The sequence below is a fragment of the Peptoniphilus sp. BV3C26 genome, from assembly GCF_000478985.1.
Classification (GTDB): domain Bacteria; phylum Bacillota; class Clostridia; order Tissierellales; family Peptoniphilaceae; genus Peptoniphilus_B; species Peptoniphilus_B koenoeneniae.
Window position 1 is genome coordinate 1 of sequence record NZ_AWXB01000007.1, and the last position, 26,767, is coordinate 26,767.

Annotated in this window: 21 protein-coding genes and 3 tRNA genes; 20 read left to right on the plus strand and 4 right to left on the minus strand. The window is 29.6% G+C overall.

All coding sequences use genetic code 11. The features are described 5' to 3' along the window. Nucleotides 1-24: 24 nt before the first annotated feature. A tRNA-Leu gene (locus HMPREF1253_RS01030) sits at nucleotides 25-108 on the minus strand. 62 nt (nucleotides 109-170) lie between these two features. Beyond that, a complete protein-coding gene (locus HMPREF1253_RS10330; protein WP_023054930.1) occupies nucleotides 171-413 on the minus strand; it encodes a hypothetical protein in 243 nt (80 codons plus the stop codon). A 313-nt stretch (nucleotides 414-726) separates the two neighbouring features. Between HMPREF1253_RS10330 and HMPREF1253_RS01040 the strand changes: the two genes are divergently transcribed. The 5 genes from HMPREF1253_RS01040 to HMPREF1253_RS01060 all read left to right on the plus strand — a co-directional run bounded on the left by HMPREF1253_RS01040 (nucleotide 727) and on the right by HMPREF1253_RS01060 (nucleotide 6,810). After that, nucleotides 727-2,814 carry a DUF5693 family protein gene (locus HMPREF1253_RS01040; protein ID WP_023054922.1) on the plus strand — a complete coding sequence of 696 codons (2,088 nt, stop codon included), beginning with the start codon at nucleotides 727-729 and terminating at the stop codon, nucleotides 2,812-2,814. Then, complete coding sequence (gene csaB, locus HMPREF1253_RS01045; protein ID WP_036739056.1) at nucleotides 2,795-3,901, plus strand: polysaccharide pyruvyl transferase CsaB; 1,107 nt, start codon at nucleotides 2,795-2,797, stop codon at nucleotides 3,899-3,901. The genes HMPREF1253_RS01040 and csaB overlap by 20 nt, the downstream gene beginning before the upstream one ends. A gap of 7 nt (nucleotides 3,902-3,908) precedes the next feature. After that, nucleotides 3,909-4,664 carry a WecB/TagA/CpsF family glycosyltransferase gene (locus HMPREF1253_RS01050; protein WP_023054907.1) on the plus strand — a complete coding sequence of 252 codons (756 nt, stop codon included), beginning with the start codon at nucleotides 3,909-3,911 and terminating at the stop codon, nucleotides 4,662-4,664. Between the two features lie 9 nt (nucleotides 4,665-4,673). Continuing rightward, nucleotides 4,674-6,626, plus strand: coding sequence for a transketolase (gene tkt, locus HMPREF1253_RS01055; protein WP_023054931.1), 1,953 nt, complete (start codon nucleotides 4,674-4,676; stop codon nucleotides 6,624-6,626). Nucleotides 6,627-6,733: 107 nt separating this feature from the next. After that, a tRNA-Pro gene (locus HMPREF1253_RS01060) sits at nucleotides 6,734-6,810 on the plus strand. Between the two features lie 87 nt (nucleotides 6,811-6,897). Here HMPREF1253_RS01060 and rd read toward each other — a convergent pair. Beyond that, on the minus strand, nucleotides 6,898-7,062 hold the full coding sequence (gene rd, locus HMPREF1253_RS09790; protein ID WP_023054919.1) for a rubredoxin: 165 nt from the start codon (nucleotides 7,060-7,062) through the stop codon (nucleotides 6,898-6,900). A 165-nt stretch (nucleotides 7,063-7,227) separates the two neighbouring features. Between rd and HMPREF1253_RS01065 the strand changes: the two genes are divergently transcribed. The 4 genes from HMPREF1253_RS01065 (at nucleotide 7,228) to HMPREF1253_RS01080 (ending at nucleotide 10,921) form a co-directional block, all read left to right on the plus strand. Beyond that, nucleotides 7,228-7,620, plus strand: a complete 393-nt coding sequence (locus HMPREF1253_RS01065) for an ATP-binding protein (RefSeq protein ID WP_023054906.1) — start codon at nucleotides 7,228-7,230, stop codon at nucleotides 7,618-7,620. A 122-nt stretch (nucleotides 7,621-7,742) separates the two neighbouring features. Further along, on the plus strand, nucleotides 7,743-9,563 hold the full coding sequence (gene typA / locus HMPREF1253_RS01070) for a translational GTPase TypA (RefSeq protein WP_023054923.1): 1,821 nt from the start codon (nucleotides 7,743-7,745) through the stop codon (nucleotides 9,561-9,563). 276 nt (nucleotides 9,564-9,839) lie between these two features. Next, nucleotides 9,840-10,733 (plus strand): folate family ECF transporter S component, encoded by an 894-nt coding sequence (locus HMPREF1253_RS01075; RefSeq protein WP_023054913.1) that lies wholly within the window; start codon nucleotides 9,840-9,842, stop codon nucleotides 10,731-10,733. Nucleotides 10,734-10,847: 114 nt separating this feature from the next. Further along, nucleotides 10,848-10,921 (plus strand) — tRNA-Cys (locus HMPREF1253_RS01080). A gap of 61 nt (nucleotides 10,922-10,982) precedes the next feature. Here HMPREF1253_RS01080 and HMPREF1253_RS01085 read toward each other — a convergent pair. Further along, the gene (locus HMPREF1253_RS01085) at nucleotides 10,983-12,425 is read right to left on the minus strand and encodes a hypothetical protein (protein WP_023054910.1); all 1,443 of its coding nucleotides are present in this window, start codon (nucleotides 12,423-12,425) and stop codon (nucleotides 10,983-10,985) included. Nucleotides 12,426-12,603: 178 nt separating this feature from the next. Here HMPREF1253_RS01085 and HMPREF1253_RS01090 point away from each other — a divergent pair, with 178 nt between their 5' ends. From HMPREF1253_RS01090 to HMPREF1253_RS01140, 11 genes are all read left to right on the plus strand, one after another. Next, nucleotides 12,604-14,016, plus strand: coding sequence for an FAD-binding oxidoreductase (locus HMPREF1253_RS01090; RefSeq protein WP_023054924.1), 1,413 nt, complete (start codon nucleotides 12,604-12,606; stop codon nucleotides 14,014-14,016). A gap of 58 nt (nucleotides 14,017-14,074) precedes the next feature. Further along, nucleotides 14,075-15,211 carry an acyl-CoA dehydrogenase family protein gene (locus tag HMPREF1253_RS01095; protein WP_023054920.1) on the plus strand — a complete coding sequence of 379 codons (1,137 nt, stop codon included), beginning with the start codon at nucleotides 14,075-14,077 and terminating at the stop codon, nucleotides 15,209-15,211. Nucleotides 15,212-15,213: 2 nt separating this feature from the next. Further along, the gene (locus HMPREF1253_RS01100) at nucleotides 15,214-15,981 is read left to right on the plus strand and encodes an electron transfer flavoprotein subunit beta/FixA family protein (protein ID WP_023054905.1); all 768 of its coding nucleotides are present in this window, start codon (nucleotides 15,214-15,216) and stop codon (nucleotides 15,979-15,981) included. 9 nt (nucleotides 15,982-15,990) lie between these two features. Beyond that, nucleotides 15,991-16,959 (plus strand): electron transfer flavoprotein subunit alpha/FixB family protein, encoded by a 969-nt coding sequence (locus tag HMPREF1253_RS01105; protein ID WP_023054912.1) that lies wholly within the window; start codon nucleotides 15,991-15,993, stop codon nucleotides 16,957-16,959. Between the two features lie 14 nt (nucleotides 16,960-16,973). Beyond that, the gene (locus tag HMPREF1253_RS01110) at nucleotides 16,974-17,327 is read left to right on the plus strand and encodes a CidA/LrgA family protein (protein WP_023054909.1); all 354 of its coding nucleotides are present in this window, start codon (nucleotides 16,974-16,976) and stop codon (nucleotides 17,325-17,327) included. Further along, nucleotides 17,317-17,997, plus strand: coding sequence for an LrgB family protein (locus HMPREF1253_RS01115; protein WP_023054929.1), 681 nt, complete (start codon nucleotides 17,317-17,319; stop codon nucleotides 17,995-17,997). The genes HMPREF1253_RS01110 and HMPREF1253_RS01115 overlap by 11 nt, the downstream gene beginning before the upstream one ends. A gap of 156 nt (nucleotides 17,998-18,153) precedes the next feature. Continuing rightward, a complete protein-coding gene (gene pheS, locus HMPREF1253_RS01120; RefSeq protein ID WP_023054925.1) occupies nucleotides 18,154-19,176 on the plus strand; it encodes a phenylalanine--tRNA ligase subunit alpha in 1,023 nt (340 codons plus the stop codon). An 8-nt stretch (nucleotides 19,177-19,184) separates the two neighbouring features. Beyond that, a complete protein-coding gene (gene pheT, locus HMPREF1253_RS01125; RefSeq protein ID WP_023054932.1) occupies nucleotides 19,185-21,566 on the plus strand; it encodes a phenylalanine--tRNA ligase subunit beta in 2,382 nt (793 codons plus the stop codon). A gap of 5 nt (nucleotides 21,567-21,571) precedes the next feature. After that, nucleotides 21,572-22,114 (plus strand): cell division protein ZapA, encoded by a 543-nt coding sequence (zapA, locus tag HMPREF1253_RS01130; RefSeq protein ID WP_023054917.1) that lies wholly within the window; start codon nucleotides 21,572-21,574, stop codon nucleotides 22,112-22,114. After that, entirely contained in the window at nucleotides 22,104-24,398 is a 2,295-nt protein-coding gene (locus HMPREF1253_RS01135) for a U32 family peptidase (RefSeq protein ID WP_023054904.1), read from the plus strand. Before zapA ends, HMPREF1253_RS01135 begins: the two co-directional genes overlap by 11 nt. After that, a complete protein-coding gene (locus HMPREF1253_RS01140) occupies nucleotides 24,395-26,761 on the plus strand; it encodes an endonuclease MutS2 (RefSeq protein ID WP_023054915.1) in 2,367 nt (788 codons plus the stop codon). Before HMPREF1253_RS01135 ends, HMPREF1253_RS01140 begins: the two co-directional genes overlap by 4 nt. Nucleotides 26,762-26,767 lie beyond the last annotated feature (6 nt).

The following is a 26,767-nucleotide window of genomic DNA, read 5'->3' on the forward strand; positions in this document are numbered from 1 at the left end:
GATTATCTCGACTCTTTTTTTATTTGGTGCGGGAAAGAGGACTTGAACCCCCACTCCGTTGGAACTAGATCCTAAGTCTAGCGCGTCTGCCAATTCCGCCATTCCCGCATGAGTACAAAAGTTATTGTAAATAAAAAATAAACTTTTGTCAACACTTTTTTAAAAAAATTTTACGTTCTCACTTCCATTTTGTTTTTGCAGTTGGGACAAGTTACAAGGACTTTTCCCTTACCCTTTGGAACTCTCATAGTTTTAGCACAAGCGGGACATTTTATATACTTATAAGTTTTTCTGTCTTTAAATTTTCTATTTGTTAAATTTATTTTTTTTCTGAAAGGTCCTGTAATTTCTAAAAACTTTTGATTTTCAAGGTATCTTTTTTGTATATCTTTGGATAATATTCTAAAATACATAAAAAACAAAAGTATTATTGCTATGGAAATTAAAAAACTTTTTTAATAAAAAAATTTATAATTATTAATAAAAACACAAGCCAGGAGAGAAACCTATTTAAGTCATCAAATCCATATCTGCCTGTCATAAATTTTATAAATTTTTCTTTCATATAATTCACCCTTAAAAATTGTTTATATTATTATAATACCCATTTTAAATTTTTTAAATTAAATTTTAAAAAGGCTATTATTAAGCCTTTTACTTTTAAATTATTTATAATTTTCATTTTTCATAGTATAATGTGAAAAGCTAAGAGTTAAAGGAGATACTATGATAAAAAATAAGTTTTTTAAGAAAAATCTGATATATATTTTGTTTATTGCTTTTGGACTTTTATTTTCTTCCTATTTTGTAAAAAAGAGACTTCAAATAGAAGAAGATTATAAAAATTTTGAATTTGCTTTTGATTTTTATGATCTTTCAAGTATTGCAAATTTAAGCGATATGAACAAGGAAGAATATTTTAAAAAGTTTCCTTCTACGGGAATAAAAACAATAGCTCTTAATGAGACAACTATTGATGCTTTAAAAAATGATCCAGAAATTAATATTACAAGTTCTTTGGAAGGAAAAGATCTTAGAATTAAGGGCGATAAAAAGGCTATTGATTTTATTGTAAAAGGTTTTGAATCTTTAAAAGATAAGAGAAATATAAATTATATTTCTGAAAATGAAATTTTAATTGAAGGCCGTCCTTCTGATTTTGTTGAATCAAAAGAAAAGCTTTATGATTCTTTCGGTCTTCCTGTGGGAAAGGGCGGAAATGATTTTTCTATGTTGGAATTTATAGGCCTTGGTTTTTATCCGGATTATCTGGAAGAAATTTATAAGGTTGACGGTATAAAAGTTTTATTAAGACCGAGTATTAACGAATATTATCAAGATGAAAGATTTGTTCTTAATAGGTTTTTTGAAACTTTAGATCAAATTCCAAAGGATAAAAAACAAACCTATCTTGTTTTTGCGGGAAGGGAAAGTTTTAAGGATACTGAAAAAGATTCTGAAATTGTAAATGATTTTATTAAGGGCTTAAATAAAAGAAATATAGCTATTGCTTTGATTGAAGCTTCAAATCAAAGGGGACATCTTGAATCTGACGGTATTTCTTCTTATATCAGAAGAAGTGATGTAAAAAAACTCAGAATGTTTTCAACTTGGGATTATATTCAATCGGAGTATGATTACAAAGTTAGAGGTCATCACAATGGAGAAGAAATAACAAATGTTTATTACAGGGCAATTTCAGAAAGAAACATTGCCAGTGTTATGGTTAAGCCTTTTGTAAAAAATGATAAAAAAATTGTAGATCTTGAAGCTTATTCAAATGTTATAAATAATGCTATAAACAGACTTGAAAAAAGAGGCTTTGTTTTAGACAGTGCCAGGGGAATGGATGAGTGGGCCCCAAGAAACTTTATGAAAACTCCTGCTGCTTTAGGAGTTGTTGGTGGTGGACTTATTCTCCTTAACTTTTTATTTAATTTAAATATTTTTGCTCAGGCTGCATTTTTTGGGTTTGGAACTTTACTTGCAATTTTATTTTTCATATTAAATAAGATGACTTCTCTTGGGGAAAGTTTGTTTAATCTGGGAGGAATTATAATTTTTCCTCTTTTAAGTTTGGCTTATTGTTTGAAAAAGTATAATGATTTTAAAAATGACAAGAAGATAAGATCGGACTTTAATATATTTTTAAGAGGAATTAAGGTTTTATTTGTTTCTATTTTAATTACCATGATAGGTGCCTTATATGAGGTTTCTTTTTTGGCGGGAACAAATCATCTTTTGGAACTTGTAATTTTTAGGGGAGTTAAGATTTCACAACTTTTACCTATTCTTTTATCTGTTTTATTTTTCTTATACTTTATAGGTTATAAAAGAGATAATAATGATAATAAACTAAGTATTCATGAAATTAATAATTTTTTAGCTTCCAACATTAAGATGTGGCAGGCAATTTTGTTTGGAGTTTTAGTTGGTCTTCTTGGTATTTTCTTACTAAGGGGAGGAAATTCCAGTACAAAAATTCCTGGAATAGAAGTTTTATTTAGAAACGCTCTTGAAAAATATACTCCTGCAAGACCAAGAACAAAGGCTGTTCTTTTAGGATATCCTGCAGTAATAAGTATGATTTGGTTAGCTTATAAGAAAAAAGGAAAGTTTATGGAATTTTTCCTTGTAGTTCTAATTACTATTGGGCAGGCAGATATTGTAAATACTTTTTCTCATATAAGAACTCCGATTTCAGTTTCTTTTATGAGAATAGGAATTGAATTTATTTTTTCAATCTTTGTTGCCTTAATTTTTGTTTTAATTTATGAAATTGCCAGAAGGGGATATGAAAGACTTGACAAGTAAAATAGTTGTTTCAGGTTATTACGGTTACAATAATATAGGTGATGAAGCTATTTTAAAAGGGCTTTTAGACGGTGTTGGAGCTGTTACAGATTCGGAAATTCTTGTTTTAAGCAAAAATCCCGATTGGACAAAATTAAAATATAAGGTAGAAGCTGAAGATAGATCCAATATTTTTCAAGTTTTAAAAGCAATTTTTACTTGTGATATGCTGATTTCAGGGGGAGGTTCTCTTTTGCAGGATGTTACAAGCAAAAGAAGTATTCTCTATTACCTTTTTATTATTTTTATTGCCAAGATTTTTAGAAAAAAAGTCTTTATTTATTCTCAAGGCATAGGACCTATAAATTTAAAATTAAATAGATTTTTAACAAAATTTATTTTAAATAGGGTTGATTTTATTAATGTTAGAGATAACAAAAGCAGGGATGAACTTATAAATTTAGGGGTAAAAAAAGATATTTTAGTTACTACGGATACGGTCTTTGGAATTGAAAAACCTTCCCTTGAAAGTGGAAAAAAAATTATAGATTCTTTAAATCCAAATAAGAACAGAAAAAAAGTTGGAGCAAATTTTATTAATTGGAAAGATAATGGCCAAAGGACAATTGAAGAAGCTGTTAAAGCTTTAAAAATTGTTTTACAGGATAATAGCAATGATGTTTATTTAATTCCCTTTTATTATCATGTTGATCTTGAAATTGCCAGGAAAATTTATGATATACTTAAAATTGATTACAAAAACATCTTCTTAGTTGAAAATTACTTATATGTTGATGAATATTTATCCCTTGTAGGCAATATGGATTTAATGGTTTCCATGAGGCTTCATGGTTTGATTTTCTCAACTTTAATGGGAGTTTATCCCATAGGTATATCTTATGATCCTAAGATTGATGGATTTTTACGAGAGCTTAAAAGACCTACAAACTTTCATGTGGAAGATTTTGATGGAGAAAAGTTGGCAGAGGAAATCTTGTCTTCTCTATCTAATATAGATTATTTAAGAAAAGAAACTATTTCAAATCTTGGAAAATTTTTAAATTTAACTTCTAAACACAATTTAGCGGTTGCAAAAATTTTAAATTAGGTGAAAAATGGATTATGTAAATATTTTTGGAGTTAATATAAATAATATAACTTTTAATGAAGCTTCTGATCTTGTTAAAAGTTTTTTAAAAGAAGATAGACTTCATACTGTTATAACACCAAACACTGAAATTGTTATGGCAGCAAAAGATCATGAAAATATAAGAAATATTGTAAATAGCGCAGACTTGGTTATTCCCGATGGCATTGGACTTATTTATGGGTCTAAAATTAGAAAAAAACCTTTAAAGGAAAGGGTAACCGGATTTGATTTATCTATGGAACTTTTAAAAATTGCTGAGGAAAATGGATATTCTCTTTATCTTTTAGGGGGTAAACCTGGAATAAGTGAAAAAGCTGCTGAGAATATTAAAATAAAATTTCCGGCTTTAAATATAAAGGGATATCATCATGGATATTTTAAGGGTACACATTTGGGTATGCCAGGACATGAGGAAGAAAAAAAAGTTATTGAGGAAATAAATAAACTTAAGCCTGATATAATTTTTTTAGGTCTGGGTTTTCCTAAGCAAGAGCTTTGGATTGAAGAAAATAAAGATAAAATAAATTCCAAAATTATTATTGGAAATGGGGGAGTTATGGATATTCTTTCGGGAAATAGCAAGAGAGCCCCTAAAATTTTTATAAAGTTAAATCTTGAATGGCTTTATAGACTTTTAAGTGAACCATCGAGAATTAAAAGACAAATGGCAATTCCAAAATTTATTTTAAATATTTTATTTGATAAAAATTCTGTAAAATGAGGAGGAAAAATGAATATTGAAGAACGCTCAGTAAATACTATAAGAATGTTATCAATTGACCAAATTCAAAAAGCAAATTCCGGCCATCCAGGACTACCTTTAGGTTGTGCTCCAATGGCTTATGAACTTTGGGCAAATCATATGAATCACAATCCAAATGACTTAAAGTGGATTAATAGAGATAGATTTATTTTGTCTGCAGGGCATGGTAGTGCAATGCTTTACTCCTTATTACATTTATTCGGATACGGACTAAGTATAGAAGATTTAAAAAATTTCAGGCAAATAGGATCATTAACTCCAGGGCATCCGGAATATAGACACACTAAAGGTGTTGAAGCCACAACAGGTCCTTTAGGACAAGGTATCTCAATGGCAGTTGGAATGGCTATGGCTGAAAGACATTTAGCTGCAATTTATAACACTGAATATAAAATAATAGACCATTACACTTACGTTATCTGCGGTGATGGAGATTTAATGGAAGGAATTTCCAACGAAGCTTGCTCTCTTGCAGGAACCTTATCCTTAGGAAAGTTAATTGTTCTTTATGATTCAAATAAAATTACTATTGAAGGTAACACTGATTTAGCCTTTAGAGAAGATGTTTTAAAAAGATTTGAAGGATTGGGATGGCAAACTTTAGAAGTTAAGGATGGAAATTCTTTAAGGGAAATTTCTGAACAAATAGAAGAAGCAAAAAAAGATGAAAGACCTACAATAATTAAAATAAATACAACAATAGGATATGGATCTCCAGCACAAGGTAATGCAAAAGTTCATGGAGCTCCTTTGGGACTTGAAAATATTAAAAAGACCAGGGAATTTTTTGGATTTCCCGATGAAGATTTTTATGTAGATGAAGAAGTTAGAAAAAATTTCCAAGAAAAAATTAAAAATTTATCCATAAATTACGACGCTTGGAAGAGGACTGAGGAACTTTACAAAGAAAAGTATCCAGAAAAATATAAGGAATTAGTTGATAATTTTAATGGTAAATTTGATTTAAGCATTTTTGAAGATGAAGATTATTATAAATTTGATGAAGATCTTGCAACAAGAGCTTATTCAGGTAAATGTTTAAATAGAATTGCAGAAAAAGTTAATTATCTATTTGGAGGAAGCGCAGACCTTGCTCCTTCTAACAATACAAATATGAAAAATTCAAATAATTTTTCAGCAGAAGATTCCATGGGAAATAATATTAATTTCGGAGTTCGTGAACATGGAATGGCTGCAATAAGTAACGGGATAATTTTACATGGAGGATTAAAATCTTATGGGGCAACTTTTTTAGTCTTTTCAGACTATATGAAAGGTGCTATAAGACTTTCAGCCCTTCAACAAATTCCAAACATTTATATTTTAACCCACGATTCCATAGGAGTTGGAGAAGATGGACCTACTCACCAACCTATAGAGCATTTACCTATGCTTAGAAGCATTCCAAACACCATAGTATTTAGGCCCTGTGATGGTAAGGAAACTGCTGTTGCATGGAAAGTAGCTCTTTCTTCAACGTCAACTCCTGTTTGCTTAATACTATCAAGACAAAAACTTCCTAACTTAAATTCTTCTCTTGATAGTGAAAAAGGTGCTTATATTATAAAAAAAGAAGCAAAAGATTTAAAAACTATTATAATTGCAACAGGATCTGAAGTTGAACTTGCAATTAAGGCTGCAAAAGATTTTGATGGAGTAAGAGTTGTATCCATGCCCTCAAGAGAACTTTTTGAAGCTCAAACAAAAGAGTATAGAGAAATGATATTACCCTCATCTTGCAGAAATAGAATTTCAGTTGAAGCTGCAAGTACATTTGGATGGGAAAAATATACAGGTCTTGATGGAATTAATATAGGAATTGATGAATTTGGCCAATCAGGACCAGGTTCACAAGTTTTTAAATATTATGGAATTGATGAAGACCATATTAGAAATGCAATTTTAAGTTTCGAAAATTAAAATTCAAATTAAAAAGAAGTAATTAAAATCCAATTAAATTACTTCTTTTTTTATGTAAAAAATATGCTTGCATTATTTTTAAACTTATTATATTATTTTATTCACGGCGGGATGTAGCGCAGCCCGGTAGCGCACATGTATGGGGTGCATGGGGTCGAAGGTTCAAATCCTTTCATCCCGACCAGACCTGTTTAACAGGTCTTTTTTTATTGCAAAAATAATTTTAAAAATTGCAAAATAAAAAAGCCCTAAGAGGGCTTTAGAATATTAATTATTCTTCTACAGGTTCAAAATCATCTTTTGAAGCTCCGCAAAGTGGACATTCCCAATCTTCAGGAAGGTTTTCAAAAGGTGTTCCGGCTTTAATGCCGTTATCTTCATCGCCTTGTTCGGGATCATAAATATATCCACATAATTGGCATTCATATTTTTGCATAGCTAAATCTCCTTTCAGATTATTATAATTTAAGTATAGCAATGACATAAACTTTTGTAAACAAGGCTTTATAAAAATAAAGTTTTGAAAACACAATTATTTTGTAAAAAATCATGTTTTATTTTATAAATGAGGGGTATTAAAAACATAGATGGAGAGGGTTTCATGGATTTAATTTATAAGTTTAGAGGTTCCGTCAACAGTGACTTGAGCAAGGTTAAACCATTTTTGGATTCAATGATGTATGATTTAAATAACTTCATTTTTAATCAGGACACATTATTTGACATTAAATTAATTTTAGATGAACTAATAATAAATAGCGTATTACATGGCAATAATAAAGATTGTTTAAAAAATGTGTACTTAAGTGTGAATCTTCTTAAAGATTCAATAGTTATTAAAGTTAAAGACGAAGGCTGCGGCATAACTTATAATTTTAATGATTATGATTTTAAAAATCTTAAATGTTCAGGACGGGGACTTCTATTAGTAAAGGCTTTAACAGACAGCCTTGTTCTTAATAATAATGAAGTTATTGTTAAAAAAAAGCTCTAATAAGGGCTTTTTTTATTGTTTTTGTTTACAAAACAAGTTATAAAATGTAAAATAGCTAAGTATTATTAGTAAGTAAAATTTTATAATTTGTTATAAAGCTAAAGTTATAGAAAGAAGGAAATATGAAATTAAGAGATGATGTAAGAAATATTGCTATAATTGCTCACGTTGACCACGGCAAGACAACTCTTGTAGATGCACTTTTAAGGCAATCAGGGGTTTTCAGAAAAAATCAAGCCGTTCAAGAAAGAGTAATGGATTCAAATGATATTGAAAGAGAAAGAGGGATCACAATTCTCTCTAAAAATACGGCGGTTATGAAAGATGGAATAAAAATTAACATTATAGACACTCCCGGACATGCTGATTTTGGTGGAGAAGTTGAACGTGTTTTAAAAATGGTTCAAGGTGTTGTATTGTTAGTTGATGCTTTTGAAGGTCCCATGCCTCAAACAAAATTTGTTTTAAAAAAATCTTTTGAACTTAATCTGCCTGTTGTAGTTTGCATAAATAAAATAGACAGGCCTGATGCAAGACCTAAAGTTGTTATTGACGAGGTTTTAGATTTATTTATAGAACTTGGAGCAAGCGAAGAAATTCTTGAATGTCCTTTTGTTTTCACTTCTGCAAAGCAGGGAACTGCAAGTCTTGATTTAGATAAACAAGGGGAAGACATGTCAGTTTTGTTTAAAACTATTATTGATTATATTCCTGCTCCAAAATCTAATGATGATGCACCTTTTCAACTTTTAATTTCGACTATTGACTACAATGATTATGTGGGAAGAATTGGTATAGGTCGTATTGAAAGAGGAACCATTTCAACTAATGATTCTGCTTTTATTGTGAACGCCTTGGATGAAAATAGAAAAGAGAGAGTTAAGATCTCAAATATTTATGAATTTGAAGGGCTTAATAGAGTCCAAACAGACACGTCAAGAAGTGGATCTATAGTTGCTGTAACTGGAATCGAAGGAATAAATATAGGAGATACTATAACAAGTCTTGAAGATCCTACACCACTTGAATTTGTAAAGATTTCAGAACCTACAATTTCTATGAATTTTTCTGTAAATAACTCTCCTTTTGCAGGAAGAGAAGGAAAATTTTTAACTTCAAGACAAATACGTTCAAGACTTTATAAGGAACTTCAAACAGATGTGTCTTTAAGAGTTGAAGATACTGATCAAACGGATTCATTTAAAGTTTCAGGACGTGGAGAACTTCATCTTTCTGTCTTAATTGAAAACATGAGAAGAGAAGGTTATGAATTTCAAGTTTCAAAACCGGAAGTACTTTTCCACACAGTTAACGGCAAAAAAATGGAACCTATGGAAATAGTTACAATAGATGTTTCAAATGATTTTGTTGGAAGTGTAATTGAAAAATTAGGCAGAAGAAAAGGAGAACTTGTAACTATGCAAGAACCTTCAGGGGGATATGCAAGGCTTATATTTAAGATACCTGCAAGAGGTCTTATAGGCTATAGGAGCGAGTTTTTAACAGATACTAAGGGTAATGGTATACTAAATTCAATTTTTGATTCCTATGAGCCGTATAAAGGCGATATACCTCGCAGAGTTGATGCGTCAATTGTATCTTTTGATACTGGAACTGCTTCAGCTTATGGTCTTCACAATGCACAAGACAGGGGAACACTTTTTGTTGAACCGGGAGATGAAGTTTATGAAGGACAAGTTGTGGGAGAATCACCAAAGGGAGTTGAACTTGAAGTAAGCGTTACAAAGACAAAGAAACAATCAAATGTAAGAGCATCAGGTTCTGATGAAGCTTTAAAATTATCTCCTGCAAAGCACATGACCTTAGAAGAAGCTTTGGAATTTATTGAAAGTGATGAGCTTATAGAAATTACTCCTCAAAGTTTTAGAATTAGAAAGAAAATTTTAAATTCACAAACAAGATACAAATCAAAAAAGAAATAAAGTAACATAATTTATTGAAAAAATTTTTAATAGTGGTATAATTATTTCATGACAAAAAGTCATCCCATAAGTAATACCTAAAATAAAAAACACATCCCATAGGATGTGTTTTTACTTTTTATATAGAATTTATTTTGTTATAATAATTTTAGTCTAATTTTGTCTAAAGGGTAGGTTATAGATAGAGTAAAGATATGGGACGTTGATCTTTACATAGCAATTTGGCCTTCTATAATCGCGTTCACTTTCCTCTTTAGGCTTTTTAAGGAGGGTAAAATGAAGACTATTTTTAAAATTTTTATGTATGGACTTTCAGTGTTTTTAACCATGACTGTAAGTACAGTAACACTAGGGTCTCCTAAGGTTTACTTAGGTATTATTGCGGCACTTATACTTGTATTATTTGCTGCAAGACTGTCGGAAGAAAAATGGGCTGGTTTTTATGCATCACTTTCCATTGCAATAGGGATTATTTTACAAATAAAACATCCTATATTTGGAAAAATGAAAGCTGAAAAACTTGAGAAGTTAAAGCCCTTAGTAGAAAACTATCATAATTTTTTAATTAAATATGGTGCTTTAATTGTAATAGGAATTGGAATTATTGCATACTTTATTTCAAAAATTAAAATTGAAAAAAAAGAATCTACTAAATTCAGAAGCACAAGAACAATAACTTATATGAGCGTATTTATAGCTCTTAGCGTTGTAATTAACACAATGCGTTTTGGAAGCATATCTTTTGGTGGTTTTCCAATTATTTATTCCGGACTTGTCCTTGGTCCAGTGAACGGATTTATAGTTGGAGGAGTATCAGATGTTTTAGCCTTTATAGTAAGGCCGTCATCAGGGGGATATAATATACTATTTACACTTACCAGTGCTCTTACAGGATTTATTCCTGCTATTATTACAGGATTATTTAAGGACAAATATCCCAATTACAGATTTTTTTCAGTTTTAATTGGAGTTTTTATAGGTCAAATGATTACTTCTGTAATTATGGCTCCATTTTTTCAATCAATATTATATGGGAAGAATACATTTTATTACTATGCGGCAAAAGCTTTTATAAAACAAATTGTTTCAATTCCAATTTACAGCGGTTTATTTATTTCTTTAAATGAGTCATTAAAAAAGAATATTAATTTTAATTTAAGTCGGAAATAATCCGACTTTTTATTTTAAAAATAAAAAAAGTTAGGCTTATAAATTTAAGTTAAATAAATTGTAAAGATTCTTCTTGAAAAGATTTTGCCCTTATGATAACATTTATATTGTTAAGGCGACATAGCCAAGTGGTAAGGCACAGGTCTGCAACACCTTTATCACCAGTTCGAATCTGGTTGTCGCCTCCATGGACTGTAAAATTTTACAGTCCTTTTTTTATTTACAAATAAAAAAAGCCTTTATAGGCTTTTATTTTTTTGGAATCTTATAAAATACATCCCAATACTTTTGAAAAACTTTTTCAATGTCGGAAGCATTATATTTTTTACAACAAGAGCTTTCTATCATTTTGTGAAGAATTTCAGATATATTTTTGTGGATTTTTACATCGCTTACTATAGAAATAGGGGAAAGTGACGATTTTAAATTTACTTTCTTAAAATACATATTATTTTCATTTACGAAAAAGTTAAACTTATCAAGACCTGATGGTTTTAAGAATCGCTCGTCATTAATAATATAAAAGTTAATATTTTTATTGTTTTTCATAGCAAAAATTATATTTTTAAATTGGTCTTTTATATCTTGAGAATTAAGTTTTAGATTTTTAGAACAGTATAAAATTTCTCCCGTTTCAAAGTAGTTTATAAGAGCAGTTCTTGTAGTTATAAAGTCTATTTTTGAGTTTATAAAAAGTTTATCCCATAAAAACTTTATATCTAAGATTTCAGGTCTGTTTACTTCATCTTCAGGATCAAGAGAATTTAAAATTTTATCAATAAGCGTATTGGGCATTAAAAATTCAAAACCAAAATTTGACAGGAATAAAAACTCATTATCTGAATAAAAATATTTCCTGTAATTTGTCTTTGCCATTTGCTCTGGTGAAGATAAACTTATAATTTTTTTGAAATTTTTAAATAAATTATTTATGTAAATTGAAAATTCAAAAAGATTTTCCATTTCATTTCCATAAGTTATTGTAAAGAAATCCTCATTTTCATTGTTTAAAAGCATATACATTTTATCCTTAATTAAAATTAAGTTGTAATTTATATCTTTATTGTTTTGGTAAAGTTCTATGTTGATTTTAGAGTTTTCTGTAATTGTTTTTAAAATATCTATTTTATAAAGATTTTCTTTACTGCAAAGTAAATGCAGATTTATATCATTATTTTTTTTAGCTGTATTTTTTATGACATTAAATAAAAGACTTGAATTGGAATTTAATATGTCAAAACTTGCCCAAATGTCAAGATGGTCATTTTCAAGAATGAGTTTTTCGAAAATATCTTTAAATTCATTTTCAACATTATTATTTTTAAAAATAAAATGGGTATTTGAAGGACTTTCCAAATAAGAATCTGTATTTGTATAGTCGTAGGCATCATTTAATAATTTATAAATCATTACTTCCAAAGATTTTTCGGTATTTTCTTTTAAAATTTGAGAATTTTTTATATTAAAAGTCACTAAAAATTCTTGGACCTTTTTTTCTTTTATTAGGGATTTGGAAAATATAGATGAAAGTTTTCCATTAATTTCAGAAATGTTTTTATAAGAAGGCAATTTTTTTCCACTGTTCCATTTGCTTATATAAGATACATCATAGCCTAAAGAATAAGCTATGCTTGACAACTTAGTATTTGTTAAATTAGTTAAAGTTTTAAAAACTTGCTTATAAGGCAACATATAAAAAACCTCCCATATTTCCTAAATAAAGATAAGAAAATTATATTGTTTTATTGACTAAAAGTCAATAAATGTACATATTATTCAAGACTTGTCAAAGATGAAAACGTTAAAATTAAAATCTAAAATTATATAATATATACAAGAAAAATTTATTTTTTAATTTGTGGGAGGTAATATGGCTAATTATAATTCTGTTACAGAAGAGATAGTTGAACAAATCAAAAAGGCTATCAGTGGTAAAGTTTATGTCGGTGAAGAAATTAATGTTGATTTCTTTCATGATGAAATGCCAATTTATGGCGAGGGAAGACCAGAACTTGTTGTTGATGTAAAATCAACTGAAGAAGTCGCAAAGGTTGTAAAAATTTGTAATGACAATTTAATTCCTGTTGTTCCAAGAGGTGCAGGAACAGGACTTACAGGAGCTGGAGTTGCCATTAATAGTGGTGTAATGCTTAATATGCAAACCATGAACAAAATTTTGGAATATGATGAAGAAAACATGGTAGTAAAGGTTCAACCAGGAGTGCTTTTAAATGATCTTGCTCAGGATTGTTTAAGCAAGGGATACATGTATCCGCCGGATCCAGGTGAAAAGTTTGCAACCTTAGGTGGAAATGTTTCTACAAATGCAGGTGGCATGAGAGCTGTAAAATATGGAACTACAAGAAATTATGTAAGGGGAATGGAAGTTGTTCTTCCAAATGGAGAAATAACTTATTTTGGAGCATGTGTATCTAAAACTTCAACGGGCTACTCTTTAAAAGATTTAATGATTGGTTCTGAAGGAACTCTTGGAATAATTACTGAACTTACTCTTAAAATTATTCCTGCTCCTAAAGAAACTATTTCACTAATAGTTCCTTATGAAAAATTAGATGATTGTATTTCAACAATTCCAAAATTATTTAAAGCTTACTTAAATCCACAAGCTATAGAGTTTATGGAAAAAGAAATTGTAAATCTTTCTGAACTTTATATTGGAAAATCAACTTTTCCTAAGACAATCGAAGGAATTGATATAGGGGCATATCTTTTAATAACTTTTGACGGTGAAAACGAAGATGATTTAAACGATATTATTGAACAAGCTGCAGAAGTTCTATTAGATGCAGGAGCAATAGATGTCCTTGTAGCAGATACCCCATCTAAAATTAAAGATGCTTGGGCTGCAAGATCTTCTTTCTTGGAAGCAATAGAAGCTCAAACAAAACTTTTAGATGAGTGTGATGTAGTTGTACCTATTAACAAGATTGCAGCTTATATAAAATATGTAAATGAAAAAGGAAAAGATTTTGACTTTGAAGTTAAAAGTTTTGGACATGCTGGAGATGGAAATTTACACATTTACGCTTGCTCAAACGAAATGGAAAAAGAAGAATTTTTAAGACAAGTTGAAATTTTTATGAATGATATTTACAAAAAAGCTTATGAATTTGGTGGACAAATTTCAGGAGAACACGGAATAGGCTTCGGTAAAAAAAGATTCTTAAATATTTTTGAGGGAGATGTAAATACTGAATTAATGAGAGGAATTAAGAAAGCATTTGACCCTAACTTAATTTTAAATCCCGATAAGGTTATTTAATAAAAATTGTAAAAAAGTTATCTAATTTTAAAATAATAAAATATAAAGGTGGTAAATTATGGCATATTTAATTTCAGAAGAAGCAAAAGATTTATTGGAAGACGTTAAAAATTTTTGCGAAAAAGAAGTAATAGAAACTTGTAAAGAAGCTGATAGGACCGGAGAATGGCCTAAAGACTTATACGAAAAAGCAAAAGAACAAGGATATTTTGTTCTTGAAGTTCCAGAAGAATATGGCGGACCAGGACTTTCAAGAATTGATGTTGCTGCACTTATAGAAGAAATGGCAAAGGCTGATGCTGGATTTGCAACTACAATTTCAGCTTCAGGACTTGGAATGAAACCTGTTTTAATTGCAGGAACAGAAGAACAAAAACAATATGTTGCAGATACATTAATGGCTGGAGGTATGGGAGCATTTTGTCTTACAGAACCTGGTGCAGGTTCAGATGCAGGAGCAGGAACAACTACTGCAGTTCGTGATGGAGATGAATATGTTCTTAATGGAAGAAAGTGCTTTATAACAAATGGCGCCGTTGCATCTTTCTATTGTGTAACAGCACTTACAGATAAGTCAAAGGGACTAAAAGGTATGTCCATGTTTTTAATTCCTGCAGAAACTAAGGGAATAAGTGCCGGAAAAGAAGAAGATAAAATGGGAATAAGAACTTCAAACACTACAGATGTTGTTCTTGAAGATTGTAGAATTCCTGCAAGCTATATGATAGGAGAAGAAGGAAAGGGCTTTTCAATTGCAATGAAAACTCTTGATCAAGCAAGAGCTTGGATGGGATGTGTTGCAGTAGGAATTGCTCAAAGAGGAATTGATGAAGCTAAAAAATACGGAAATGAAAGAATTCAATTTGGAAAACCTATAGTTAAAAATCAAGCGCTTCAATTTAAACTTGCAGATATGGATATAAAAACTGAAGCTGCAAGACAAATGGTTGCAAATGCTCTTACAAGAATGGATTTAGGTCTTACTTATAATAGAGAATCTGCAATTGCAAAATGTTTTGCATCAGACATTGCTATTAGAGTAGCAGAAGATGCAATTCAAATGTTTGGAGGATATGGATATAGTAGAGAATATCCTGTTGAAAAACTTCTTCGTGATGCAAAAATTTTCCAAATTTTTGAAGGAACTAATGAAGTTTTGAGAATTGTAGTTGCAAATAATCTATTAAGAGGTTAATAATGAATATTTTAGTTTGTATAAAAGAAGTTCCAGATGATTCAGTAGCAGTATCTGTAAAAGATGGAAAAGCTGATATTTCAGGGATAACCCCAGTTGTAAATGCTTTTGACACTTACTCCCTTGAAATGGCTGTAAGATTGAAAGAAAAAGAAGAAGGACAAGTTGTTGTAGCTTCTATTGGCAACGAAGATGTTAAAAATTCCCTAAAAAATTGTTTGGCAGTTGGAGCAGATAAGGCATATTTAATTAAATATGATGATTATAGAAATCTTGATACAAAAGGAATTTCAGAAATTTTAAAAGAAGCAATAAAGAAATTGGAAGAAGAATGTGGTGCTTTTGATGTAATTTGTTTCGGAAAAGAAACTACAGATGCAGAAGCTTCACAAGTTGGAGTTTATTTTGCAAATAAATCAGACCTTGGCTTGGTTACATCTGTAATTGAAATTAATAAAGAAGGAGAAAAATTAATTTCAAAGCAAGAAATTGACGGAGGATATAGACAAGTTGAAACAAAAATGCCCTGCGTTCTTACAATTTCAAAACCTGATTATGAACCAAGATATCCTACTATAAAAAGTAAAATGGCAGCAAGAAGACAAAAAATTGAAGATATTGAAGTTGCTGTAAACTTAGATTTAATTCTTGAAGAAATAAAAGATTTTGAACCGGAAAAAAGAAAAGCTGGTATTAAAATCAATGAAGAAGATCTTGAAGTTAGCGTAAAAAAAGCAATTGCTTTAATGAAAGAGCAAAAAGTTTTATAGGAGGAAAAAATGAAAAATATATTAACTTATATAGAGCTTAAAGATGGGGCTCCTATAAAATTGAGCTTGGAATCTTTATCCGAAGCAAGTAAAATTGCAAAAGAACATTCTGTTGAGTCAATAGCTTTAATTTTTGAAAAATTATCTGAAGATGAAATGTCAAAATTAAAGGGGGCAGGTTCTGACAAAATTGTCCTTGTAGAAAGAAATTCATACAATATGGAAGATTTTTCAAATGCAATCGTAAAAATTGCTGGAAAATATGATGTTAAAGATATTTTTATTCCAGGAAGTCTTGATGGAAAGGATTTAGCCCCAAATATTGCCGCAAGTCTTGATACAGTTTCAATTACAAATGTAATGGATATTAAATTTGAAAATGATGAAATTAATTATGTTACTCCCTCATATGGTGCGACAGTTTTAACTTTGTCAAAAATAAAAAAAGCTCCCAGAGTTATTACAATAAGAAGCGGTTCTTTTGATAAAAGAGAAGATTTAAATGGAAAAGGACTTTTCATAGAAGAAAAAGTTGACGAAATAAAAGATTTAAAAGCCATAATTAAAGAGGTTGTTAAATCTACGGAAGCTCAAGTAAATCTTGAAGATGCTCCTATAATTATAACTTGCGGAAGAGGTGCAAGTAGTGAAAATATCTATCCTTTAGTAGAAGAACTTGCAAAAGTATTTAATGCTCCTATTTCAGGCACAAGACCTGTTATTGATGATGGAGTCCTTCCAAAAAGTTCACAAATTGGACAATCCGGAAAGATTGTTTCTCCAAAACTTTATATAGGATGTGGAGTTAGTGGGGCAGTTCAACATATTTCAGGAATGGAAAAATCCAATTTCATATTGGCAATTAACAAAGATGAAGATGCTCCGATTTTTCAAATTGCAGATATTGGAATAGTAGGGGATTGTGCAAAAATTTTACCCTTATTTATTGAAGAAGTTAAAAAAATTAAGGCAAATTAAATTTTAGGAGAAGTATGAATTATTTAAAAGAATTTGTTATTCTTTGCATTTGTTTAATGCTGGGAGTTGCAACAAGGCATATAATAAACTTTCCTATACCAGAAGCAGTTTATGGGATGATTTACCTATTTATTGCTTTTGCCCTAAATATTATAAAGCCAGATGATGTTAAGAAAACTTCAAATGGTATACTTCAAAATTTAGCTATTCTATTTGTTCCTGCAGGAGTTGGAATTATTAATAGTTATAGTGCCATTAAGGGAAAAACTTTAATGCTTATTGTTTTAGTAGTTTTAGGAACTGCTATTACAATGGGAGTAACAGGAAAGATAATAGAATTACTTCAAAGGAGGAAAAATGTTAGATAATAAATATTTTGGTATAATCTTAACATTTGCAACCTTTGAAATTGGAAAAATGTTAAATAAAAAATTAAAAAGTCCTATAGCTAATCCTCTTTTGATTTCCATAGCCTTGTGTATACTTTTTTTAAAAGTTACAGGTATTTCTTATGAAAGTTATAAACAGGGCGGAGATTTCATAATGTTTTTCATAGCACCTGCTACTGTTGCTATGGTTGTAGATCTATATGAAAATCTTGATGAATTAAAAAAGAATTTATTTCCTATTCTTATAGGTACTTTATTAGGCTCAATCCTTGCAATGCTTTTTATAGTGATTTCTTATAAGTTGGCAGGATTTGAAAAAAGTATAATAATTTCAAGTGCTCCTCAATCTATAACTACCGCAATAGCCATCGCTTTATCGGAGGAATATGGCGGGAATCCAGCCATTACAGCTGTACTTGTAGTATTAAGAGGAGTAACAGGAGCTGTAATTGCTCCTATAATAATTAAGGCTTTTAGGATAAAAGATCCAACTGCCCAAGGAGTTGCGATAGGAACTTCGTCTCACGCAGTAGGAACTTCTGAAGCAAGAAAAATTGGAGAAATTCAAGGAGCTATGAGTGGTTTATCCATAGCTGTTACAGGTCTTGTCACGGTAATTTTAATGCCTATTATTATGAAATTAATTTAGAGATTTAATTAATAAAATTCACAAATTTTTAAAAACTCATTGTAAGTCCCCCTTCAATGAGTTTTTTTGATTCTAATTATCTTATAAAATTTCTATAAAATTGAAATGAATTGGCTCTTTTGCTATAATTTATTTAATTAAATGATGGAGGATAAAATGAAGGAAAAGCTTTTAAAAATAAAAGATGTAGCTACATCTGAAATAGAAAAAACTGAAAATTTAAAAGGCCTTGAAGACTTAAGAGTTAAATATTTAGGTAAAAAAGGTGAACTTACTCTCGTTTTAAAAGAAATGGGAAAATTATCGAAGGAAGAAAGACCAATTATAGGTTCGTTAGCTAATGAAATAAGAAAAAATATTGAAGAACTTATTGAAGAAAAAAAACAAAAACTTTCTTCTCAGGAACTGGAAAAAAGATTAATAGATGAGAGAATTGATATTACATTAAAAACTGACAAAACTGATGTAGGACATTTTCATCCTCTTATAAAAACTCTTGAAGAACTGGAAAGTCTTTTTGTTAGAATGGGCTTTACAGTATATGACGGCCCTGAAATTGAAACCGTTGAAAATAATTTTGATTTATTAAATGCACCGGAAAATCATCCATCAAGAGATCTTTCAGATACATTTTATATTGACGAAAATACTTTACTTAGAACACAGACTTCTCCTGTACAAATAAGAGCTATGAAAGAGCATGGTGCTCCTTTAAGAATGATTTGTACTGGAAGAGTATTTAGACCAGATGAAGTTGATGCAACTCATTCTCCTATGTTTCATCAAATGGAAGGCTTAATAATTGATAAAGATGTAAGTATTGCCAATTTAACGCATACCTTAAATTTATTTGTTAAGGAACTTTTTGGAGATGATATGCAAACAAGATTCAGACCCCACTATTTTCCTTTTACAGAACCAAGCCTTGAAGTGGATGTAACTTGTCCAAAGTGTCATGGCAATGGTTGTGATGCCTGTGGAAATACTGGCTGGAGTATGGAACTTTTAGGATGCGGTATGGTTCATCCTAATGTTCTTAGAAACTGTGGAATTGATCCTGAAATATATTCTGGATTTGCATTTGGAATGGGAATTGACAGAATAGCCATGGTTAAATACGGAATCACTGATATAAGAATGATGTTTGATAATGATATCAGATTTTTAAAAGAATTTTAGGAGGAGTCATGTTATTACCCATAAGTTGGTTAAAAAATTATATAGATTTAGATAAGTCTACAAAGGAAATTGCCGATGAAGTAACACTTACAGGCTCTCATGTTGAATCAATTATAAATAGAGCTGAAGGTATTAGTGGAGTTGTAGTCGGTAAAATATTAAAAATTACAAATCATCCAGATGCAGATAAACTTGTTATTTGCCAAGTTGATGTTGGAGATGAAGTTTTGCAAATCGTAACAGGAGCGAAAAATGTTTTTGAAGGAGCTCTTGTTCCCGTTTCAAAGGTAGGAGCAAATCTTGCTGGGGGCATAAAAATAAAAAAAGGCAAACTTAGAGGAGTTGAATCTGACGGAATGCTTTGCAGTCTTGAAGAATTAGGTTATGAAATTTCAGTAATACCTAAAGAGGCAAGAGATGGGATTTTTATTTTTAGAGAAGATTATAAACTTGGAACAGATGTAAAAGAAATCTTAGACTTAAATAATCCAGTTATAGAATTTGAAATAACTCCAAATAGACCAGATTGTTTGTCTATTATTGGAATGGCAAGAGAAGTTGCTGCAACCTTTGATACAAAACTTAAAAATGAAGAAATAAAAATAGAAAATCCTGTTGATAATATAAAAAATTATTTCAATGGAGTTGAAGTTAAAACTGAAAAGTGCCAAAGATTTTATGGAAGAGTTTTAAAAGATGTAAAGATTGAAGAATCTCCCCTATGGCTAAAAAATTATCTTATGGCAAGTGGAGTAAGACCAATTAATAATATTGTTGATTTAACAAACTTTGTTATGCTTGAATATGGTCAACCTCTTCATGCTTACAACTTAGAAACTTTAGAAGATAAAAAAATAATTGTAAGACAAGCAGAAGATGGGGAAGTTATAAAGACCCTTGATGATGTTGAAAGAAAATTAAATAAGGATGATATTGTTATTTGCGATGGAAAAAGAATAGTAGGTATTGCAGGATTAATGGGTGGTTTTGATACTGAAATTACTCCTCAAACTAAAATTGTTTTTCTTGAAGGTGCAAATTTTAATGAAAAAAGCGTAAGACTTACATCAAAAAGACAAGGTCTTAGGACTGAAGCAAGTGCAAGATTTGAAAAGGGAATTGATTCAAATTTAGCAAAAGTTGCAGTAGATAGAGTCTGCCAATTAAGTGAAAAAATTTCTTGCGCAAAAGTGGTTGATTCAGCTTTTGATGAAGGTCAAAAAGACAAAAAAGAAAAAAAGATAAAACTTAGACTTTCAAAAACAAACAAATTAATAGGAGAAGATTTAAGTCTTGAAGAAATTTCAAAAATCTTAAACAGATTGGAAATAGAAACAGAACTTTTTGATGAATATTTAATTGCAAAAGTTCCAAGTTTTAGACTTGACATAGAAATAGAAGAAGATTTAATTGAAGAAGTTGCAAGGATTTATGGATATCACAATATAGAACCCAAACCTCTTTTCGGAGGTTTAACAGTAGGTTCAAAACCTAAATTCAGAAATGTTGAAAAAAGAGTTAAAGATATTTTAATGGCCTATGGATATTCTGAATTTATGACTTATTCTTTCGTAAGCCCTTCAATTTTTAATAAGCTGAATTTAAAAGAAGATAATGAACTTAGAAAAGTTGTTAAAATAATAAATCCTCTTGGTGAGGAATATTCAATTATGAGAACCACTCTTGTTGCAAATATGCTCGAAGTTTTAAGTAAAAATTACAATAGGAATAATGAGAGAGCAGCAGGCTTTGAATTTGGAAATACTTTTACTCCAAGTGATAAATTACCTGAAGAAAGATTAAAATTAACAATAGGTTCTTACAACCAAGGAGATTTTTATAATATGAAAGAAATGATTTTAAAAGCTCTTTGGACTTTGGGAATTGATGATTTAAAAGTAAAGCCTTCTTCAGTTGAATATTTGCATCCAGGAAGAAGCGCAGATCTTTATAAGGACGATATTTATTTAGGAAGTTTTGGTGAAGTTCATCCGAGTGTTTTGGAAAAATATTCAATTAAAACAGGAGCCTTAGTAGGAGAATTTGAATTTAATAAATTTGTAGAATTAAGCAAAGAAAATAGATTATATAAAGAACTTCCAAAGTATCCTTCTATGAAAAGAGATTTTGCTTTTATTTTAGATAGGGATATAAGCTCTGAAGAAATAGAAGAAGTTGCTAAGAAATATGGCAAAAAAATTCTTGAAGATTTTAATGTTTTCGATATTTATACAGGAAAGGGTATAGAAGAAGGTAAGAAGAGCATAGCATTTTCTCTAATATTTAGGGCAAATGACAGAACTCTTACAGATTCAGAAGTTGAAAAAATTTCCGATAAAATAATTCAGGAAATAAAAGACAATTTCAAGGCTAAATTAAGGGGTGAATGAGCCTTATGAAAAAGACGAAAGTAGTTATTGATGATATGAGTTTTTATGTTGTTGGAAATGACAATCCGGAATATATAAAAACTCTTGCCCGAAAACTTGATGAAAAAATAAAAGAAGTTAAGGGTAACAATTTTAGACTGAATCAAACTCAAGCTTTAATTTTGGCTTCTCTTAATATTTTAGATTCTTCGAATAGAGAAAATGACATTGAAACAAGGGCGAAAAACTTGTCCAAAGATCAAGAAGCAGTTAAAAAACAATTAGAAGAATTGGAAAAACTGAAAAAAGAAGTGGAACTTTCTAAAAAGAGCACAAGTGTTTTAGAAAAGCAATTAAAACAATCTAATGAAGAACTTTTAGGTCAAAAAGAAGAAAATAAAAGTCTTTCACAAAATATGAATTTAAAAAATTCTGAAATAAATGATTTAAAAGAAGAAATCAGAAAACTTGAAAATGAAAAAAATAAATTGAGTGATAAAATCTATGAAAATCAGAAAGAGATTATTGATTTAAGTAGACAAATAGAGATTTTGTCAAATGAAAATTGAGCTACTTTCTCCTGCAGGAAATTTTGAATCTTTAATAAGTGCTGTAAATGCTGGAGCAGATGCAGTTTATTTAGGGGCAAAATCTTTTAGTGCAAGAGCAAGTGCTGCAAATTTTACTGATGAAGAAATAATTGAAGGGGTGAAATTTGCTCATTTGAGATCTGTAAAAGTCTATGTAACTGTAAATATTTTGTTGTCTGATCAAGAGTTTAAAGATGCAATAAAATTAGTAGAATTTTTATATAGAGCCGGAGTTGATGGAATAATAGTCCAAGATCCGGCTCTTGGATTATACATTAAGGGTAAATTTAAAAATCTTGAAGTTCATGCTTCAACACAGATGACTATAAATAATTATTATGGCGGAAAATTTTTAAAAAATTTAAACTTTGATAGACTTGTTCTTGCAAGAGAAACAAATTTAAATGAAATAAAAAAAATAAAAGAATTAAATCTTGATATTGAGCATTTTATTCATGGAGCCCTTTGCGTTTCTTATAGCGGACAATGTCTTATGAGTTCTATGATTGGTGGAAGAAGTGGAAACAGGGGAGATTGTGCTCAGGCATGTAGAAAACCCTATGAAATTTTAAATAAAAATAAAAGCCCTATAAGTCAAAAAGGATATTTTATAAGTCCAATGGATTTACAAAGTTTTACAAATCTTGAAACTTTAATAAAATCCGGTGTTAATTCCCTTAAAATTGAAGGGAGAATGAAAAATAGCAGATATACTTATCAAATAGTTAAATCCTATAGAAAAGCTCTTGATAAAAAATTAGATGAAGGGGAAATCAATAAATCAAAAGAAATATTTAACAGAGAATGGACAAAGGGGATTCCCTTTGGTGCTTTTGGATCTGATTTTGTATCTATAGATAGACCTGACAACAGGGGAATTGAAATAGGGAAAATTATAAAAAAAGTTAAAGATGGATATATTATAGATTTTTATAATAATGTAAATAAGGGAGACTCCTGTGAATTTATAGGAGATAAAAAATTTACTTTAACAATGTTTGATAATTTCAAAAGGGGACAAAACTTTTTTAAAACTAAGAGAAACTTAGAGGAAGGAAAAGTAATAAGAAGGCTTACAAATATAAAATTAAATGAAAGCCTTGATGAAGAAATTGAAAAATCTTATAAAAAAATTCCTATCTCCTTTAATATAGAATTAAGAGAAAATAAAAACCCTATAATAAAAGTTGAGGCAGAGGGAAAAGAAATTTTATATATGGGAGATAAAATTGTTGAAACTGCAAAAAAAGCTCCCATAAATAGAGAAAATGTTGAAGAAAGTTTTTCTAAATTAAATAAGACTGGCTTTAGCCTATCTTCAATAGACATTCAAATGGACAATAATATTTTTATTCCTATTTCTTATCTAAATGAACTTAGAAGAGAGGCACTTAAAAAGTTTGAAGACCTCTTTACAAATAGAGAAATAGAGATTAAAAATTATGAGCTTGAATTTAAAAATAGAGAAAAAGAAAATAAAAAACTTATTCTTGAGCTTAAAAGTATAAAAGATTTTGAAAAAATAAACTTTGAAAATATAGACTATATATATTTAGATTTAAAATTCATAGACAAAAAAGAAATTTTTAAGTTTAAAAATAAAATTTTTATAATTCTACCAACAATTTTAGATTCAAAACAGCTGGAAAATATAAAAGAAAAAATTGAAAAATTAGATATAGCTGGCATAGTTATATCAAATTTATCCCAAATAGAGATTTTTAAAAATTATAAAGGAAAAAAACATGGGGATATAGGTTTAAATGTATTTAATTCTTATACAGGAGAATTTCTTTTAAACAACTTAAATTCCATAACTCTATCACCGGAAATGAACTATGAGCAAATAAAAAATTTAAAAGTTAAGGGTAATCTTGAATCTATTGTTTATGGTTTTATACCTGTTATGACCATGGAGCATTGTCCAAATTCAATTATAAAAAAATGTAAGGACAACAAAGAGTGCCAATCATGTCCTTACAGTGGCTTGCATTATTTAAGAGATACAAAAAATGTAGATTTTCCTTTTGAAAGGTCAAATAAAAAGACAATTATTTATAATTCTTATCCGATTTTTTATTCTAATGAAAGGCTTACAGACCTTGTGTCATATAGAAGAATAATAAGAAGTTTTGAAGATTATGATACAATAAATAAAATAACTTATGCTTTTAAAACAAATGATTTTAATGGATTAGCTGAAGAACTTAAAAATAAATTTATTAATGTTACTAAGGGCCATTACAACAGAGGAGTAATATGAAAATTTTAAAATCTCATAAAACTTTGGAATTTGATAAAATTTTAGAAAAATTAAAAAATATGTGTGAATCCGAACTTGGAAGAGACCTCGTAGATGAAGGAAAAATTTTAACCAATTTAAGTGCCATAAAAAAAGCTCAAGAAGAAACAAGTGAGGGACTTAATTTAATTTCCAAAAGAGGAAATCCGCCCTTGTTCGGAATTACAAATATACATGATTTTATGAGAAGAGTTGAACTTGGCGGAAGCCTTTCTCCTCAAAATTTACTTAGAGTTTCTGATTTTTTAAGAGTTTCAAGAATTTTGAAAAAATATATATTTACCGATGATGACGATTTATCTATAAATAATATTTCAAATTTAGCGGAAAATTTATATGTAAATAAAAATATTGAAGAAATAATTAACAATGCTATTATATCTGAAAATGAAATTTCAGATAATGCTTCATCGAAACTTGCTTCTATAAGAAGAACAATGGCGAATAAAAAAGTTGCAATAAGAGACAAACTTTCATCGATAGTATCAGGAAATGAAGATTCCAAGTATTTACAGGACAACATAATAACCATGAGAGAAGGACGGTATGTTGTGCCGGTAAAAACTGAAAATAAAGGAAAGATAAAGGGTTTAGTTCATGATTTAAGTTCTTCCGGAGCAACGGTTTACATTGAACCTATAGCAGTTGTAAATTTAAACAATGAGCTTAAGGAACTGGAATCAAAAGAAAGAGAAGAAATTGAAAGAATATTAAAAGAGCTTTCAGAAAAAGTTGCTGAGTATTCCCATGAAATTGCTGCCAACCAATATATTTTAAAAGAACTGGACTTTATCTTTGCAAAGGCCAAGCTTTCTATAGAAATGAATGGAATAGAACCTATTTTTAACGAAGATAAAATTGTAGATTTAATAGGGGCAAGGCATCCACTTCTTAATAAAAATAAAATTGTTCCTATTGATATAAGTATTGGAGAAAACTGGACGAGTTTAATAATCACAGGACCAAACACTGGAGGTAAAACAGTAACATTAAAAACTTTGGGCCTTTTAAGTTTAATGGGACAGTTTGGCTTGCACATACCTGCAAAGGAAAATTCCAGATTAAGCATATTTCATAGAATTTTTGCTGACATAGGAGATGAGCAATCTATTGAACAAAGTCTTTCAACTTTTTCATCTCACATGGTAAACATAGTAGATATTTTAAAAAATGCAGATGAGGACTCTCTTGTACTTTTTGATGAACTTGGTGCAGGAACAGATCCAACAGAAGGGGCAGCTCTTGCTCGGGCTATAATGGATCATATGTTGGCAAAAAAAATCCGGTGCGTATCCACAACTCATTACAATCAATTGAAAATTTATGCTTTAACAAGCCAGGGAGTACAAAATGCTTCCATGGAATTTAACGTCGAAACTCTTTCTCCAACTTTTAAGTTAATTATAGGAATTCCCGGAAAGAGTAATGCTTTTGAAATTTCAAAAAGACTTGGCTTAAGTGAAGAAATTATTAATCTTGCAAAAACTTTTGTAAGTAATGATAATATTGAATTTGAAAAAGTTCTTCAATCTATTGAAGAAGACAGGAGCCAGCTTGAAAAAAATAAAAGTCAAATTGAGATTTATAAAGAAGAAATAGAAAAACAAAATAAAAGGCTTGATCAAGAACTTTTAAAAATACAAAAAGAAAAAGAAAAAATCCTAAAAGATGCAAAACTTGAAGCTTCGAGAATTTTAAGAAGAGCAAAAGAAGATTCTGATCTTGCTTTAAGTCAAATAAAAGATGTGGTTTCAGAAGTAAAAAAAGATCAAGCAAGAAGATTACAAGAATCACAAGATATAATTCGAGATAATATAAAGGCGGCAAGCATAAATAGTGAAAAAATTGAAATAAAACATGCAGAAAAACCAATTACAAAAGTAATAATAGGCGATAGTGTTAGGGTAAATTCTTTAAATGCAGAGGGCATAATCTTAGAACTGCCGGATCAAAATGGAAATGTGCTTGTTCAAGTAGGAATGTTGAAAATGAAAGTTCCGAAAAATTCTCTAATAAGCATAGAGGATAAAAAAGATTTATCAAATAAAACAAAAAATATAATAAAGAGAAAAAGCTCGACAATTAAAACGGAAATAGATATAAGGGGAAATAATTTTCATGAGGCAAAACCTCTTGTAGATAAATATTTAGATGATGCTTACCTTTCAGGTCTTAAATCTGTTAGAATTATTCATGGAAAGGGAACAGGAGCCCTTAGAGAAAAACTTCGTGATTATTTAAAGAAAAATAAGTATATTAAAGATATTTGTGATGCACCATACAACGAGGGTGGTATGGGAGCAAGTATTATAACTTTTAAGTGAGGAAAT